Origin of the sequence: Bradyrhizobium sp. 164 (assembly GCF_023073715.1) — a bacterium.
Lineage (GTDB): Bacteria > Pseudomonadota > Alphaproteobacteria > Rhizobiales > Xanthobacteraceae > Bradyrhizobium.
Map to the genome: position 1 here is coordinate 89125 of NZ_JADPKA010000006.1, position 15720 is coordinate 104844.

General features: G+C 64.3%; 14 protein-coding genes and 1 pseudogene. 7 read left to right on the top strand and 8 right to left on the bottom strand.

From position 1 onward, the window contains the following. The first annotated feature begins 55 nt into the window (after positions 1 to 55). Positions 56 to 856 carry an ATP-grasp domain-containing protein gene (locus tag IVB01_RS02140; RefSeq protein ID WP_247276362.1) on the top strand — a complete coding sequence of 267 codons (801 nt, stop codon included), beginning with the start codon at positions 56 to 58 and terminating at the stop codon, positions 854 to 856. 184 nt (positions 857 to 1040) lie between these two features. Here the strand turns inward: IVB01_RS02140 and IVB01_RS02145 are convergent, their stop codons facing one another. Continuing rightward, on the bottom strand, positions 1041 to 1982 hold the full coding sequence (locus IVB01_RS02145; RefSeq protein ID WP_247276361.1) for an amino acid ABC transporter substrate-binding protein: 942 nt from the start codon (positions 1980 to 1982) through the stop codon (positions 1041 to 1043). 9 nt (positions 1983 to 1991) lie between these two features. Further along, positions 1992 to 3290 (bottom strand): dicarboxylate/amino acid:cation symporter, encoded by a 1299-nt coding sequence (locus IVB01_RS02150; protein WP_247276360.1) that lies wholly within the window; start codon positions 3288 to 3290, stop codon positions 1992 to 1994. A 205-nt stretch (positions 3291 to 3495) separates the two neighbouring features. Between IVB01_RS02150 and IVB01_RS02155 the strand changes: the two are divergent. From IVB01_RS02155 to IVB01_RS02175, 5 genes and pseudogenes are all read left to right on the top strand, one after another. Next, a pseudogene (locus IVB01_RS02155) lies at positions 3496 to 4496 on the top strand (NADP-dependent oxidoreductase). Positions 4497 to 4651: 155 nt separating this feature from the next. Beyond that, the gene (locus IVB01_RS02160) at positions 4652 to 5488 is read left to right on the top strand and encodes a cysteine rich repeat-containing protein (protein WP_247416945.1); all 837 of its coding nucleotides are present in this window, start codon (positions 4652 to 4654) and stop codon (positions 5486 to 5488) included. Between the two features lie 132 nt (positions 5489 to 5620). Further along, positions 5621 to 5836, top strand: coding sequence for a hypothetical protein (locus tag IVB01_RS02165; RefSeq protein ID WP_018316432.1), 216 nt, complete (start codon positions 5621 to 5623; stop codon positions 5834 to 5836). Between the two features lie 190 nt (positions 5837 to 6026). Then, a complete protein-coding gene (locus tag IVB01_RS02170; protein ID WP_247276358.1) occupies positions 6027 to 7166 on the top strand; it encodes an FAD-dependent monooxygenase in 1140 nt (379 codons plus the stop codon). Beyond that, positions 7163 to 8776, top strand: a complete 1614-nt coding sequence (locus IVB01_RS02175) for a benzoate-CoA ligase family protein (protein WP_247276357.1) — start codon at positions 7163 to 7165, stop codon at positions 8774 to 8776. Before IVB01_RS02170 ends, IVB01_RS02175 begins: the two co-directional genes overlap by 4 nt. 185 nt (positions 8777 to 8961) lie before the next feature. Here IVB01_RS02175 and IVB01_RS02180 read toward each other — a convergent pair whose 3' ends face one another. Both IVB01_RS02180 and maiA read right to left on the bottom strand, forming a co-directional pair. Further along, positions 8962 to 9474 (bottom strand): MarR family transcriptional regulator, encoded by a 513-nt coding sequence (locus tag IVB01_RS02180; RefSeq protein WP_247276356.1) that lies wholly within the window; start codon positions 9472 to 9474, stop codon positions 8962 to 8964. Continuing rightward, positions 9464 to 10096 (bottom strand): maleylacetoacetate isomerase, encoded by a 633-nt coding sequence (gene maiA, locus IVB01_RS02185; protein ID WP_247276355.1) that lies wholly within the window; start codon positions 10094 to 10096, stop codon positions 9464 to 9466. Before maiA ends, IVB01_RS02180 begins: the two co-directional genes overlap by 11 nt. Positions 10097 to 10272: 176 nt before the next feature. On the opposite strand from maiA, the gene gtdA reads away from it, so the two are divergent. Beyond that, the gene (gtdA, locus tag IVB01_RS02190) at positions 10273 to 11313 is read left to right on the top strand and encodes a gentisate 1,2-dioxygenase (RefSeq protein WP_247276354.1); all 1041 of its coding nucleotides are present in this window, start codon (positions 10273 to 10275) and stop codon (positions 11311 to 11313) included. A gap of 117 nt (positions 11314 to 11430) precedes the next feature. On the opposite strand, the gene IVB01_RS02195 is transcribed toward gtdA, so the two are convergent. The 4 genes from IVB01_RS02195 to IVB01_RS02210 form a co-directional block, all read right to left on the bottom strand. Continuing rightward, positions 11431 to 12255, bottom strand: coding sequence for an ABC transporter permease (locus IVB01_RS02195; protein ID WP_247276353.1), 825 nt, complete (start codon positions 12253 to 12255; stop codon positions 11431 to 11433). Beyond that, positions 12248 to 13021: an ABC transporter ATP-binding protein gene (locus IVB01_RS02200; RefSeq protein WP_247276352.1), complete on the bottom strand. Its 774-nt coding sequence runs from the start codon at positions 13019 to 13021 to the stop codon at positions 12248 to 12250. The genes IVB01_RS02195 and IVB01_RS02200 overlap by 8 nt, the downstream gene beginning before the upstream one ends. A gap of 283 nt (positions 13022 to 13304) precedes the next feature. Continuing rightward, complete coding sequence (locus IVB01_RS02205; RefSeq protein ID WP_247276351.1) at positions 13305 to 14309, bottom strand: ABC transporter substrate-binding protein; 1005 nt, start codon at positions 14307 to 14309, stop codon at positions 13305 to 13307. Positions 14310 to 14353: 44 nt separating this feature from the next. After that, positions 14354 to 15715, bottom strand: a complete 1362-nt coding sequence (locus tag IVB01_RS02210; RefSeq protein ID WP_247276350.1) for an FAD-dependent oxidoreductase — start codon at positions 15713 to 15715, stop codon at positions 14354 to 14356. Between the last annotated feature and the right edge of the window lie 5 nt (positions 15716 to 15720).

The following is a 15720-nucleotide window of genomic DNA, read 5'->3' on the forward strand; positions in this document are numbered from 1 at the left end:
TTTGGCGCCGTTTCCCGCATTTTCGCGGCTTTTGGCGACAGGAACGACCGAAACCATGGCGAGCGGCGAGCGGATCTTCATCCAGGCGATCAGGCGCTATTGCGCGGACCATGGCATTGCGGTCGATGTCCATGCCAGCGGCTGGCTGGTTGCGATGCGCCGGGGCAAGACGCGCCGCTTCGCCTTCGGCTACGACATCGGCCTCAACAGCGCCATCGCGCATCGTCTCGCCAACGACAAATCGGCCACCGCCGAGGCGCTGGCGCTGGAGGGCGTGCCGTGCATTCCGCATCAACTGTTCCTCAACCCGAAGCTCGGCCAGAATGTCGTTGGCCCCACCTGGCGAGGTGCAATGCTTGAGCTGCTTCACGGCCATCCGCAAGGCGTGGTGGTGAAGCCGAATGAGGGGACATCGGGGCGCTCGGTGTTCAAGGTGACGACGGAGGCGGAACTGGATCACGCGGTTGGCGAGGTTTTTTCGATGAGTGCCGGCCTCGTGATCTCGCCCTATGTCGCGATCGAGGACGAGGTCCGTGTGGTGCTGCTCGATGATGTACCCCTCGTCGTCTACGGCAAGCAGCGTGGCAGAGATTGGCGACACAATCTTGATGGCGGCGCAAAGCCGGTATTGCTGGAGAGCGGCGAGGTTCGAACGGCTTGCGTGAAGCTCGCGATCGATGCCGCGCGCGCGATCGGCATCGCCTTTGCGTCGATCGACGTGGTGCGCGTCGACGCCGATTGGTGCGTGCTCGAGATCAATTCCGGCGTGATGATGGAGTCGCTGGCGAAGCTGCATCCGGAGTTGGTGCAGGCGACGTACGACGCGGCGCTGGACCGGGTGTTTGCCGGACGTTAGCAGCGGCGGCGCAGGTGCCCACCCTCCCTGGAGGGGGAGGGTCGCTGTGCACGGCGCGAAGCGGAATCCGCAGCGGGGTGGGGTGATCTCTCCACTTCGAACACTGCCCGTGGGGAGAGATTACCCCACCCCCGCTCGCGCTTCGACCATCCCCGTTCAAGGGGAGGGTAAGAGAGAAAGCCGCCTAATTATTCGCGCCCGGCGAATCGTCCATCGCCTTGAAGGCTTCTTCCAGTTGCAGCGAGATCGGTACGTTCAGCCGTTCGCCGGTGGGAAGCCTGGCTGTGAACCATTTGTTGTAGAGCGGGATGAGGTCGCGGTTGGAACCGAGCTTGCGGAAGGCGCGCTCGACCACGGCGGCGAGTTGCGGCTCGCCCTTCCTGAACATGATGCCGTAGGGATCGTAGGACAGATAGTCCCCGACCACGCGAAAATATTCCTGGGCCTTGTGACGCGCAATCAGGCCGTAGAGCAGGATGTCGTCGGTCGCGAACGCATCCGCCTTGCCGTCGTTCACCATCTGAAACGACTGCTCGTGATCCGGCGCGGTCACGATGTTAAGACCGAGCGAGAGCTTCTTGTCGGCTGCCTGGATCGCCTGCTCGTTCGTGGTGCCCTTCGTCACCACGATGGTCTTGCCCTTCAGATCTGTCAGCGACCGGACGTTCGACGCCTTCGGCACCATCAGCTTGGTGCCGGCGACGAACATCAGTGGCGAGAAGGCAACGCGCTTGCCGCGCTCGGCATTGGCGGTGGTCGAGCCGCATTCAAGGTCGATCTTGTTCTGGAGCACGGCCTCGATGCGGTCGTCCGAGGTGACCTTGACGTAATCTATCCTGAGATTGGGATCGTCGACCTCGATGCCGATCTCCTCGACGATGGCTTCGCAGAGCTCGAGGCTGTAGCCGATCGGGCGACCCGCCTGGTCGAGGAAGGAGAACGGCGGCGAGCTCTCGCGATAGCCGAGCCGCACCGCGTGCGCCTTCTTGATGGCCGACAGCGTCGGGCTGAGCCCTTCGCTGCCGGTCTGGGCGAATGCCGAGCTCACGAACAACGAAGTCGTCAGCAAACATGCCGCGAGCCACAGGCAGAATGAGGTCAGTGACCTCGCCAGGAACTGGCCCATGGTTCGCTCCTACCCATGGCCGGCCATTGCGGGCACTTCACCGGGCACCATATCCTCGGGCACCGCATCACTAGGTCCAAGCTCGTGCTCGGGCCCGAGTTCGCCTTCCCATTTGGCCACGACCGAGGTCGCCAGCGTGTTGCCGATCACGTTGGTGGCGCTGCGGCCCATATCCAGGAAGGTGTCGATGCCCATGATCATCAAGAGGCCTGCCTCGGGGATGTTGAACTGCGCCAGCGTCGAGGCGATCACGACGAGCGAGGCGCGCGGCACGCCGGCGACGCCCTTGGAGGTGATCATCAGCGTCGCCAGCATGGCGAGCTGGGTGCCGAGCGGCATGTCGATGTGGTAGCTCTGCGCGATGAAGACGCTGGCGAAGGTGCAGTACATCATCGTGCCGTCGAGGTTGAACGAATAGCCGAGCGGCAGCACGAAGCTCGAGATCCGCGACGAGGCGCCGAAGCGGTTGAGGCCCTCCAGCGTCTTCGGATAGGCCGCTTCCGAGCTCGCGGTCGAGAAGGCGATCATCAGGGGCTCGCGGATCAGCTTCAGCAGATGGCCGTAGCGTGGCCCGATCACAATGAAGCCGACGATGACCAGGATGGTCCACAGGATCGCCAGCGAGAGATAGAAGCCGCCCATGAAGACGACGAGCTTCCAGAGCACCAAGAGGCCGTTCTTGGCGACCGTCGCGGTGATGGCGGCCCATACCGCGAGTGGCGCGAACAACATCACGTAGCTCGTCACCTTTAGCATGATGTGGCCGATGTCGTCGATCAGCGCCAGGATCGGCTTAGAGCGCTCGGGCATCGCGCCCATCGCCACCGAGAAGAACACGGCGAAGATCACGATCTGGAGGATTTCGTTCTGCGCCATCGCGTCCGCGATCGAGGTCGGGATCAAATGGGTCAAGAATTTCTCGATTGAGAAGGCGGAAACCGGCAGGCCTGTCGATTGGCCCGCCGCGGGCAGCGTGCCGGGGAAGTTCGCGCCGGGCTGAAGCAAATTCACCATGATGAGGCCGAGCAGCAGCGACACGAAGGAGGCGCTGACGAACCAGCCCATGGTCTTGGCGAAGATGCGGCCGAGCTTGGAGCCGGAGCCCATATGGGCGATGCCGCCGACCAGGGTCGCGAACACCAGCGGCGCGATGATCATCTTGATCAGGCGCAGGAACATCATGGCGATCAGGTTGATGGACGAGGCCCAGTCGGCGCGCGTGTCGGGCAGGAAATTGTAGATCGCCGAGCCCATGACAATGCCCAGCACCATCGCGGCCAGAATGTATTGCGTGAACCTGTTGGACATCGCTTACCCCCACGTACACCGGCGCTTCATGATGTCGCAGATATCACAGCGACGCAACACGCTTTGCGTGTGCTCGTGTTGGCCGGATGTTCTCGTTGTGAAATGGAACGCCGCGATCTAGCTTTCATGCAGCGCACAACAAATGCGGCTTGCACGTTTTCTTGGCTGCCGCTGCATCAATAAAACGATCGGAGAGGGGAACGCCATGAGCGGCAACATCAATCGCCAGATTCTCCTGGTGGAAAAGCCCAGCGGCAAGCTCGGGCCCGAGCATTTCAAGATGGTGGAGAACGCAGTGCCGGAGCCGAAGGACGGCGAGGCCCTGCTGCGCGTGCGATACATCTCGCTCGACGCCGCCAACCGCGCCTGGATGCACGGCGCGACCTATCGCTCCGCCGTCGAAGCCAACAGCGTGATGGCCGGCGGCGCCATTGCCGAGGTTGTCAGCTCGAAGGCGCCGGAGCTGGCGGCGGGCGACATCGTGTTCGGTGACACCGGCTGGCAGGAATATGCCGCGGTGCCGGCGAAGCATCTCACCAAGATGCCGAAACTCGAGCCGATGACGCATCTGCTCAGCGTGTTCGGCATCGCCGGCCTGACCGCCTATTTCGGCCTGCTGGAGATCGGAAAGCCCAAGGAGGGCGAGACGGTCGTGGTCTCCGCGGCCGCGGGCTCGGTCGGCTCACTCGTCGGACAGATCGCCAAGATCAAAGGATGCCTCGTGATCGGCATCGCCGGCGGCGCCGACAAATGCAATTGGCTGACCTCCGAGCTCGGCTTTGATGCGGCCGTGGACTACAAGGACGGCGCGGTGTTCAAGGCGCTGCGCGCAGCTGCAGCCAAGGGCATCGACGTCTATTTCGACAATGTCGGCGGCGACATTCTGGAAGCCTGCCTGCCGCAGATGAACAATTACGGCCGCATCGCCTGCTGCGGTGCGGTCTCGCAATATGACGGCGCGCCCGCCGCACACGGCCGCGCGGCGTGCCCGGCTTGATCGTGGTGAAGCGGCTCGTCATGCAGGGCTTCATCGTGATGGACTACATGAAGGACAGCCAGCGCGCACTGGCAGACCTCCAAGCGTGGGTCAAATCGGGCAAGCTGAAGGTGCAAGAGGACATTATCGATGGCCTCGAGAACACACCGCACGCGCTGATTGGATTGCTGGCGGGCGAGAACCGCGGCAAGCGCATGATAAGGCTCTGAGACGCCGCCACGGCGCAATTGCACCAGCATAATTGACTTGCAGGAGAGATCAAAGCGGCGAATGATGCCACGCGCGAGGCATCATTCGCGACGATTGCGATTGCATTACATTTTAAGAGTCGTCGGCGTGACCGACAGGGCAGGAAATCAGCCAGATGTTCAACACGTTGAAACATGCATCAACGCGCAAGGTGTTGCTGACGGCAGCGTTCTTCGCAACTGCAACAGGCGCGTTGGCGCAAACGCCGACCGAGGCGCAGAAGAGCGCCATCCGCTCGGCATGCCGCTCGGACTTCATGGCGCATTGCTCGAGCGTGACGCCCGGCGGCGTGGAAGCGTATCAATGTCTGGCAAAGAACATGTCCAGCCTGTCATCGGGATGCCAGATCGCGGTCCGCGCGGTAGAGCCTGCTTCGGCTCCGAAGACCGAAGCTGCGCCCGCTGCGCCGAAGACCGAGGCTGCGCCCAAGGCAGCAGCGGCGCCTGCCGCGCCGAAGGCTGACTCCGCTCCCGCTGCAAAGCCGGCCGCCGCGCCGGCGCCGAAGGCTGCTGCCGCCACGCAGCCGAGCAGCGCGCAGGTTGCGGCGGTCAGGAGCGCGTGCCGCGCCGATTATCCTAAGGTGTGCGCCAGCGTGCCGCCGGGCGGCGCCCCCGCGCTCGAATGCCTGGAGAAGAACAAGGCCAAGGTCTCGCCGGCCTGCCAGAGCGCGTTGAGTGCGGCGTCCGGCGGTGGCGCGGCTGCAACGGCAGCGCCCGCGGGTGCAGCTCCCGCGGCAGCAGCGCCGGCGGCCGCGCCAGCGGCGATCGCTTTGCGCCCGCTGCGGCCGCGCGAAGAACTGTTCATCGCAAGGTCGGCCTGCGGCGCCGACATCCGCACGCTCTGCGCCGGCGTCGCGCCCGGCGGCGGCCGCATCATTCAATGCATCTCCAGCAATGCCGCCTCGCTATCGCCCGCGTGCAAGGACGTGCTCGCCCCGTTCGCAGTGCGATGAGGCGGCGCACGATCGCGCGCCAAGGCACAGGGGCAATGATTGGCAGCGTGCGCGAATGAATTCCCGCACGCCTGCAACGACAAGTCTTTTGCAAGGATCCGATTTCGATCACGACCAGACCGGGAGGACAACATGCGTTCATTGCTGCTCGTCGCTTCTGCACTCCTCGCCTTCGCAGCAACCATGACGTTCGAGGCCACCGACGCCAATGCGGTGGTCTGCGCCCGCGGCGTGTATCGCGCCGGCTGCGCCGGGCCGAACGCGGCGGTCGTGGTCCGCAAGCCGGTTCCGGCCGTCCGCTGCACCAGGGTGCTGGTGAACGGGGTCTACGTGAAGCGCTGCGTCTGACGGTGCGCATGGCCAAGCCCGCGTGGTTTGGCTATGCTTGGGCGCGAAACTGCTTCGGACACGCGCCAAACGCGCGTTCGGGACTGAGCTTCGGCGCGCCTCGTCTTTCATAATTCCGCTGGCGCCGGACGCCGGAGCACATTAGTCTACCCCTAGATAGTGAGTATACTGTCAATTAGGGAGGCAGACGTTGCGGATCGCCGTGATTGGCGGGGGGCCCGGTGGGCTCTACTTCGCCTATCTCTGGAAGAGGCGTCACCCCGAGGATCAAGTCGACCTGTTCGAACAGAACCCGGCCGACGCGACCTGGGGCTTTGGCGTCGTGTTCTCGGACCAGGCTTTGGAATTCCTGCGCGCCGACGACCCCGAAACGGTCGACGCGATCGCGCCGCATATGGAGAGCTGGGAGAACATCACGCTGAACCTGCACGGGGACAGCGTCGCCATCGACGGGGTCGGCTTCTCCTCGATCGGACGGCTCGAGCTGCTCAAGTTCCTGCAGCAGCGCGCGCTCGATGCCGGCGTCACCCCGCGCTTCGACACCCAGATCCATGCGATCGACCAACTGAACGGCCACGATCTCATCGTCGCCGCCGACGGCCTCAACTCGCTGGTGCGCCGGGCCTATGAGGGCGATTTCGGCACCTCGCTGTCCTACTCCTCCAACAAGTTCGTCTGGTACGGCACCTCGAAACGCTTTGACACGCTGTCGCAGACTTTCGTGAAGACCGACCGCGGCGCCTTCAACGCCCATCACTACCGCTACTCGCCGAACATGAGCACCTTCCTGGTCGAATGCGACCACGCGACATGGCAGGCCTACGGCTTCGCCTACAAGGACGTCGAGCAGTCCAAGGGCGTTTGCGAGGAGGTGTTTGCCGACACGCTTGGCGGCCATTGCCTCGTCTCCAACAAATCGGTCTGGCGCAACTTTCCCTGGGTCTGGAACGAGCACTGGTCGTTCAAGAACATCGTGCTGCTCGGCGATGCCCTGCACTCGGCGCATTTCTCGATCGGATCGGGCACGCGGCTCGCGATCGAAGACGCCATCGCGCTGGTCAAGGCGCTGGAATCGGATGCGCATTTGTCGACCGCGCTGCATCGGTACCAGGCCGCGCGCAAGCCGATCGTGCAAAAACTCGTCGATGCCGCGCGCACCAGCGCGTTCTGGTACGAGCACTTCGCCGACCATATGAAGCTGCCCGTGATGGATTTCGCCTATAGCTACATCACCCGGTCCGGCCGTATCGACGATTCCCGGCTGCGGGCGATGTCCCCGGCCTTCATGGCGCGCTACGAGGCGGCCAAGAACGGCGGGGGTGCGGCATGAGCAACGAGATTCGCGACCAGGTGCCCGCGGACAGCCCCGGCGCACGCGAGATCGGCTTTGCCGTTCCGCAAATCTATAACGCCGGCCGCGTGCTGTTCGACAATCTCGACAAGGGGCGCGGCGACAAGCTCGCGCTCATCGGCCCGGCGGGCACGCGGACCTATGCCGAGCTCTGCGCCGAGGCTTGCCGCTGGGGCAACGGGCTTGCCTCGCTCGGCCTCAAGCGCGGCGACCGCGTGCTCTTGTTTCTCGACGACACGCCGACCTATCCCGCCGCCTTCTTCGGCGCGGTGCGCGCCGGCTTCGTGCCGCTCCTGATCAACACGCTGACGCCGCCGGACCTCTTGCAGTTCTATCTTGCCGATTCCGGCGCTGCCGTTGCGGTGGTGGATGCCGAATTCTGCGCGCGCTTCAATGCGGAAGCTTGCAGGGACACGGGTCTGCACACGCTGATCGTCGTCAATGGCGAGGTGCGCGACCACGCCGCGCCTGTTGCGATCGCAGCGGCAAGCTGGCTCATGCAGTTCCCGGCCGAACTCGCGGAAGCCAACACCGATCGCGACGAGATGGCGTTCTGGATGTACTCCTCCGGCTCGACCGGCCGGCCCAAGGGCATCGTGCATCTCCAGCACGATATGGCCTATAGCGAAGCCGCCTTTGCCCGGAGCGTGTTGAAGCTGACGTCTGGCGACATCTGCTTTTCGGTGCCGAAGATATTCTTCGCCTATGGCTTCGGCAATTCCGTCACCTTCCCATTCTCGGCGGGCGCGGCAACGTTGCTGTTGCCAGGCCAGCCGAAGCCCGCATCGATCTTTTCGGCGATCGAGCAATACAAGCCGACGGTGTTCTTCGGCCTGCCGACGCTTTATACATCGCTGACCAAGGCCGAAGACGCGGACAAGACGAATTTCTCGTCGCTGCGTATGGCGCTCTCCGCCGCCGAGGTGCTCTCGGCCGAAGTCTTCAACGGCTGGAAGACGCTCACGGGCCTCGAGATCGTCGAAGGCCTCGGCTCGACCGAGGTGCTGCACATCTATCTCTCCAACCGTCCCGAGCGGAAGAAGCTCGGCGCCGCCGGCCTGCGCGTTCCCGGCTACGAGGTTGCGCTGCGCGACAAGGACGGCTGCGACGTCGCCAACAACGAGGAAGGCATCTTGTGGGTGCGCGGCGATTCCAACACGCCGCTGTACTGGAACCGGCCGGACAAATCCGCCGAGACGATCCGCGAGGGCGGCTGGATCTACACCGGCGATCGCTTCGTGCGCGATGCCGAAGGCTTCCACTTCTTCCGTGGCCGCGCCGACGATCTCATCAAGATCTCCGGCCAGTGGGTCTATCCGCTGGAGGTCGAACTCTGCCTCGCCGACCACCCTGATATTCGCGAATGCGCGGTGTTCGCCGCCGAACTGCCGGACCGGCGCATGACGCTGAAGGCCGTGGTGGTGATGAACAACCGCACCACTGATCAGAGCGAGACGACGCGCAAGCTCCAGGATTATGTGAAGGGTAAGCTATTGCCCTACAAATATCCGCGCGAGGTGATCTTCATCGACGAGCTGCCGAAGACGGGCACGGGGAAGATCGACCGGCAGGCGTTGCTGCGAATGTGAGGCCGAGGATGTGAGGGATACGCTCACGTGACCATACCACGCTGTCATCGCCCGCGAAGGGGGGCGATCCAGTATTCCGAGACAAATGTGATTCAGCCGAGAAGCCGCGGCGTACTGGATCCCCGCCTTCGCGGGGAATGACAGTTGAGATCGAGGCGACAGCGTCGCTACACAACTGGAGTCCGTCACCCGCCCTTCCCCAGATGTTCCAGCGCATCCTCGGCCCGCAGCGGCACGCGTGAGGCTTCGTTGTTGAGATCGACCAGCTGCACCAAGAGCTCCAGCAGCGCCTTGCGGTCGGCGGGTTTCAACGGCTCCAGCATGCGCGCCTGGGCTCGCTCCACGGCGGGGATGATGTCGCGCAGGATCGCGGCGCCTGATTTGGTCAGATAGAGCAGCTTGATCCGCTTGTCCTCGGGCGCCGGCTTGCGCTCGATATAGGCCTTGGCCTGAAGCCGCTCGATCACGCTGCCGAGCGTGGAGCGGTCGAAGGCGATCACCGCCGACAGACGCGTCGCGTCGATGCCGGGATGGGTGTGGACCGCGATCAGCGCCGCATATTGCACCGGCGTCAGGTCGAACGCCTTGCACTCCTCCATGAAGATCGAGACCGCGATCTGCTGCATGCGCCGGAACAGATAGCCTGGCGCGGCATAGACCGCATCCATCGTGATCGGAGGAAGAGGCTTACTCGGCATCGGGCTGCTTCTCCGGCGCGGCATTGGCAAAGGCCGGCATTGCCTTGGCGGCGGCTTCTGCCTGAAGCAGGCGTGGATAGGCCGACACATCGACGCCGAAACGGCGCGCATTGGCGAGCTGCGGCACCAGACAGAGATCGGCCAGCGTCGGCGCGTCTCCGAAGCAGAACGGGCCCGGCTCGTCCCTGATCAGCGCCTCGCAGGCCGACAACCCCTCGCGGTTGACCCAGGCCGCCCAGTCCTGGACCTTCTCCTCGGCAAGGCCGAGCTCGCGCAGCCGCGCCAGCACCTTCAGGTTCTGCACCGGATGTGTGTCGCAGGCGATCGCGAGCGCGAACGCGCGCACCTTGGCTCGGCGCAGCGGGTCCTTCGGCAGCAGCGGCGGATTGGGGTGCGTTTCGTCGAGCCATTCGATGATCGCGACCGATTGGGTCAGCACTTCGCCTGCATCGTCCTCCAGCGCCGGCACCAGGCCTTGCGGATTGATGGCGAGATAGGCGGGCGCGCATTGCTCGCCCTTGCGCAGATGATGCGGCAGATGCTCGGCACCGAGGCGCTTGAGGTTCAGCGCGATCCGCACGCGATAGGCGGCGCTGGAGCGGAAATAGCCGTGCAGCTTCATTGAGACCTCCCTTGGTTCTTGTCGTTCCGGGGCTCGCGGAGCGAGAACCCGGAACCTCGAGATTCCGGGTTCGATGCTGCCGCATCGCCCCGAAATGTACGACCAACATCCCTCACGTTGACGCTACCTATATCGTCAGTATACTGTCAAATCAACAAACGAGCGGGAGCCGCACCATGGAAGCCGTGACCAAGACGCCGGAACGCGAGGCGTTTTACCGGAAGATCGACGGCGAAAATCTCACCGCGCTGTGGACGGTGATGAGCGACTTGATCACGCCGGAGCCGAAGAGCGCCTGCCGGCCTCACTTATGGAAGTTCGACATCATCCGCGACTACATGACGGAAGCCGGCAAGCTGATCACTGCCAAGGAAGCCGAGCGGCGCGTGCTTGTTCTGGAGAACCCGGGCCTGCGCGGCCAGTCCAAGATCACGACCTCGCTCTATGCCGGCGTTCAGATGGTGGTGCCCGGCGACGTCGCGCCCGCGCACCGCCACAGCCAGTCCGCGCTGCGCTTCGTGCTCGAAGGCAAGGGCGCACACACCGCGGTCGACGGCGAGCGCACTGCGATGGAGCCCGGCGACTTCATCATCACGCCGTCGATGACCTGGCACGATCATTCCAACGAGACCAGCGAGCCGATGTTCTGGCTCGACGGCCTCGATATCCCGCTGGTGCAGTTCTTCGATTGCTCCTTTGCGGAAGGCTCAAAGGAGGACCAGCAGAAGATCACAAGACCTGCCGGCGACAGCTTTGCGCGCTACGGCCACAACCTGCTGCCGGTCGACGTAAAGCGGAGCTCGAAGACCTCGCCGATCTTCAGCTATCCCTATGCCTACACCCGCGAAGCGCTGGAGAAAGCCCGCGTGTGTCAGGAATGGGACGCCTGCCACGGCCTGAAGCTGAAGTTCAGCAATCCCGAGACCGGCGATTTCGCAATGCCGACCATCGGCACCTTCATCCAGCTGCTGCCGAAGGCTTTTAAGACCGCGCGTTATCGCTCGACCGATGCCACGGTGTTCTGCCCGATCGAAGGCCGCGGCCGCAGCCGGATTGGGGAAGCGACCTTCGAATGGGGCCCGCGCGATCTGTTCGTGGTGCCGAGCTGGCACTGGGTCACGCACGAGGCGGATGAGGACGCTGTGCTGTTCAGCTTTTCGGACCGGCCGGTGCAGCAGAAGCTGGATCTGTTTCGGGAAGATCGCGGGAACGCGTGAGGGTTGACCCGTCATTCCGGGACGATGCGAAGCATCGAACTATGGTGCGCTCTTGCGCACCTGAGAATCTCGAGATTCCGGGTTCACGCTTCGCGGGCCCCGGAATGACAGCGGTGCTCACCGCCAGTGTAGCAGCCTTGTCTCCAGCCAGCCGATCACCTTCCCCACGGCCAGCCCGAACACCGACAGAATCACCACACCCGCAAGCAGCTGATCCGTCTGCATCAGATTGCCGGCCTGGAGCACGAAGGCCCCGATGCCGTATTGCGCGCCGATCATCTCGGCGCTGACGACGAGCAGCAGCGCGACCGAGGCGGTGATGCGGAAGCCAGCGAGGATCGCGGGCAGCGCGCCAGGCCAGATCACCTTGCGCACGATGGTGGCAAACGGAACGTTGAAGCTCTGCGCCATGCGGATCAGGTTGCGCGGCACCGCGTCGACGCCGCTATAGACCGAGATCGCGGTCGAGAAGAAGACGCCGAGCGCAATGGTCGCGATCTTCGGCTCTTCGCCGATGCCGAGCCAAAGGATCAGGAGCGGCAGCAGCGCGATCTTCGGGATCGGGAACAGCGCCGAGATCAAGGTGATGCCGACGCTGCGCGCGAGCCGCGACAGGCCGATGGCGAACCCGACGGCAACGCCCGCCGCCGTCCCGAGCAACCAGCCGATGCCGATGCGCAGCAGCGAGGCCGAAACGTGCTGCCAGAGCGCGCCAGAGATCGCGAGCTGATAGATCGCACGTACGATCGCCGACGGCGCCGGCAGGAACAGCGGATTGACGAAGCCCGCGGTGCCGGCGGCCTGCCAGATCGCGATGACGAGCGCGAGCGCGATCCAGCCGCCGAAGCGGCTCGACGCAGGCACGAAGCCCGCACCGCGGAAGCGGACGCGTCGAGTCGCTTGGTCCCTCGAAGCGCCTTCCGCCGGCGCACGGTCAAGCATGCTGAACCTCGCGTTCGGCGTCGATCGCCTCGTTGCGGATTAGCGACCAGATCTGGCTTTGCAGCGCCAGCAGCTTTTCCCGCGCAGCGGTTTCGCCGCGCTCTGCACGCGTCATCGGCACGGTCACGACCTCGCGAATGCGGCCGGGCCGCCGCGACAGCACCACGATGCGGTCGGCGAGCCGCGCTGCCTCTTCGAGATTATGGGTAACGTAGACCGCGCCCATGCCGCCGTCGGCGAGCAGGCGAACGAAATCCTCCATCAGCAGTTCGCGGGTTTGCGAATCCAGCGCCGACAGCGGCTCGTCCATCAGCAGGATCGCAGGCTTGACCGCAAGCGCGCGCGAAATGCCGACGCGCTGGCGCATGCCGCCGGAGAGCTGTTTTGGAAAGGTCTTGCGAAATTCAGTCAGGCCGGTGCGGCGCAGCGCGTCCTCGACCAGCGCGCGACGCTGCGTTGCTGAAAGCTGCGTGTGCAGCAACGGGAATTCGACGTTCTCCTCGACCGTCGCCCATGGCAGCAGCGCAAAATCCTGGAACACGAAGGTCAGCGGATTGAGGCTGTCCGCCGGCGGCTGGCCGCGCAGCTCGGGCGCACCCGAGCTCGGCTGCAAGAGGCCGCCGAGGATCGACAGCAGCGTGCTCTTGCCGCAGCCGGAGGGACCGACGATCGCCACGACCTCGCCGGCGCTGACGGTGAACGAGACGTCGTCGAGCACGGCGAGGTCGCCGAAGCGATGAGAGATGTGGTTGGCGATCAGATCCATGCGCGCCCGCCTTCTTCACCGTCCCCTGGAGGGGGAGGGTCGGTTTGCATGCGGCGAAGCGAAATGCAAACCGGGATGGGGTGGCGGTCTATCCACATGGATGCTGACAATGCCTGCTCCCGGACTTTCCGCGAGTACTCGGAGCGAACGACGGACAGACCACCGCCATGGCTCACCCCACCCCGCTCGCTCCGGACGATGCTGCGCATCGCCGGCACGATCGACCCTCCCCCTTCAGGGGAAGGTGGCAGGTTGCCCGTCACGAGAGTCTGCATCGTCAGCATCAATCCGCCTTCACATAGTCCTTCGCGATGATCGCGTTCGCATCAAAGCCCTTGTCGGCAAAACCCTGCTCCTGGAGCCATTTGATCTGGTTGTCGACGTTCTTCACATCCAGCTTGCCGTCGGGGTCAATATAGGCACAGTTGCCAACCACCTGCTCGACCGGGAGGTTGGTATACTTGGCAATGATCTCCAAGAGCGGCTTGGTCTGGTCGTTGACCGGCGCAACACCGTCCTTCATCGCCGCGAGGATGACGTCGTGATATTCGCGATCGGCCTTCGCCAGAGCGGCGAGCAGTTTTGTCACCAGCGCCTTGTTGGTCAGCGTCTTCGGCGAAGCGAACACCGCCCCTAACTGCCAGGGCGTCTCGTCGCCGACCCAGCCCAAAAATTTCGCGCCGCCCTCATCGATCAGCTTTCGCGCCGTCGAGACCGGAAGCAGCGCCGCATCGACGGTCTCGCCCTTTAGCGCAGCCGCAGCATTCGACAGCGATTGCAGCGGCACGATCTTCACGTCCGCGAGCTTGAAGCCATATTTGTCGGCGAGCAGCCCGAGCGAGTAATGAAAGCTCGATCCGACCTGCGTCACCGCCACGCGCTTGCCCGCAAGATCCTTCGGCGTCTTCAGGCCGGCGGCATAGGCGTTGTTGCTGGCGAAATAGCCGATCAGGGGATAGCCGGCCTTCTCGCGGCTCATGCCGCCGATCACCTTCAGCGTCCCCTTGCCGGCGAGATTGTAGAGACCGGCGGTGAAGGCGGTGATGCCGAAATCGACGTCGCCCGATGTGGTGGCGACCGCGATCGGCTGCGCCGCGTCGAAGAACTTCAGCTCGACCTCCAAGCCGGCCTCGCGAAAATAGCCCTTGTCCTGCGCAATGAAGACCGGCGCGGAGGACGACAGACGAAGCACGCCGATCTTCGCCTTCAGCGCGTCTTCGGCCCGGGCCGTGCTCATCGCCGTGATCGCCAAAAGGCCCACCAGCGCGAGCCGCGCCATCCCCATCATCCCATTTCCTCCAGTGCTTCTCTTGGGCATTCTCTTGCAGTCCGCTACAGGCCCTTGGGCACCGTCTGGTCCCGCCCGATGAAGGCGCCCTGCCGTTTCAACGTTTCCTGCAATTTTTCAACGGCGATGTCACGTGGCATCCGGTTTCCGGCCAGCGCCAGGGCGGCAGCGGAACCGGCCGCCTCCCCCATCACGAAACACGCACCGGAGACCCGTGCCGCCGATTGGCCCTCATGGGTCATGGAGGCACAGCGGCCGGCGACCAGGAGATTGTCGACGCCTTCGGGCACCAGCATCCGGTACGGCAGCTCGTTATAGCCGCGCGAGTCCGGGATCGGCGGAAAGGTGAAGACCACGTCGCCGGGCACATGGGCCTCGATCGGCCAGCCATTGACGCCGATCGAATCCTCGAACGAAGCGCAGCCGAGCACGTCCTCGCCGCTGAGCTGGTAGCCGCCGCTAATGCGGCGGGTCTCGCGGATGCCGAGCTGCGGCGGCAGGTCGACGATGTAGGAATTTTCGAAGCCCGGCACAGTGCGCAGGAACTCGAACGCGGCGAGCGCCTGCTTGCGGCCCTCGATCTCGCCGCGGGTGAGGTCGTCGGGCTCGACGCCATTGATGGCGTGGCCGTCCTCGCGCGCGACTTGCGTGAAATTCACCCGCCATTCGATGCCGGACTTTTGCGGCCGCACGATCGCGCTCTTGCGTGGGAATTTGTGCGTGCCGGCGGCAGTGGCCTTCTCCATCAATTGCGGAATGGTTCGCCAGGCCTCCCCTGCCTTCGCAGGATCGATGCCGTTGAGACGCAGCATCATCGAGGGGTACATCGGATGGCCATGCTCGTCGCCGATCTCGAACGGCGCGCCGGCCCACACCGCGAGATCGCCGTCGCCCGAGCAGTCGATGAAGATCTCAGATCGCACCGCCTGCCGGCCCGCCTTGGTCTCGACCATCAGCGCATCGATGCGGCGGTCATCGCCCATCACCACGCCGGCGCCGAGCGCGTGAAAGAGGATGTGCACCTTATGGCTGGCAAGCAGCTCGTCGGCCGCGATCTTGTAGGCGGCGGTGTCATAGGCCTGGGCAAAGACCTTGCCGAGGATCAGGTGCGGCGCATTGAGACCGTTGAGCCGATCGATCCGCGCCAGCAGCTCCGAGGCCATGCCCTGCACCAAGCGGCGATGCTCGCCGTAGACATTGCCGTGCAGGCCGCAGAAATTGGTGACGCCGGCTGCCGTGCCCATGCCGCCGAGAAAGCCGTAGCGCTCGACCAGCAGAGTCTTCCGCCCCGCGCGCGCCGCTGACGCCGCCGCAACGATGCCGGCCGGGCCGCCGCCGAGCACGACGACTTCATATTCGCCATAGAGCGGCACCTGTCGTGCCGGTTCTTCGATCATCGCCCGCATGACGC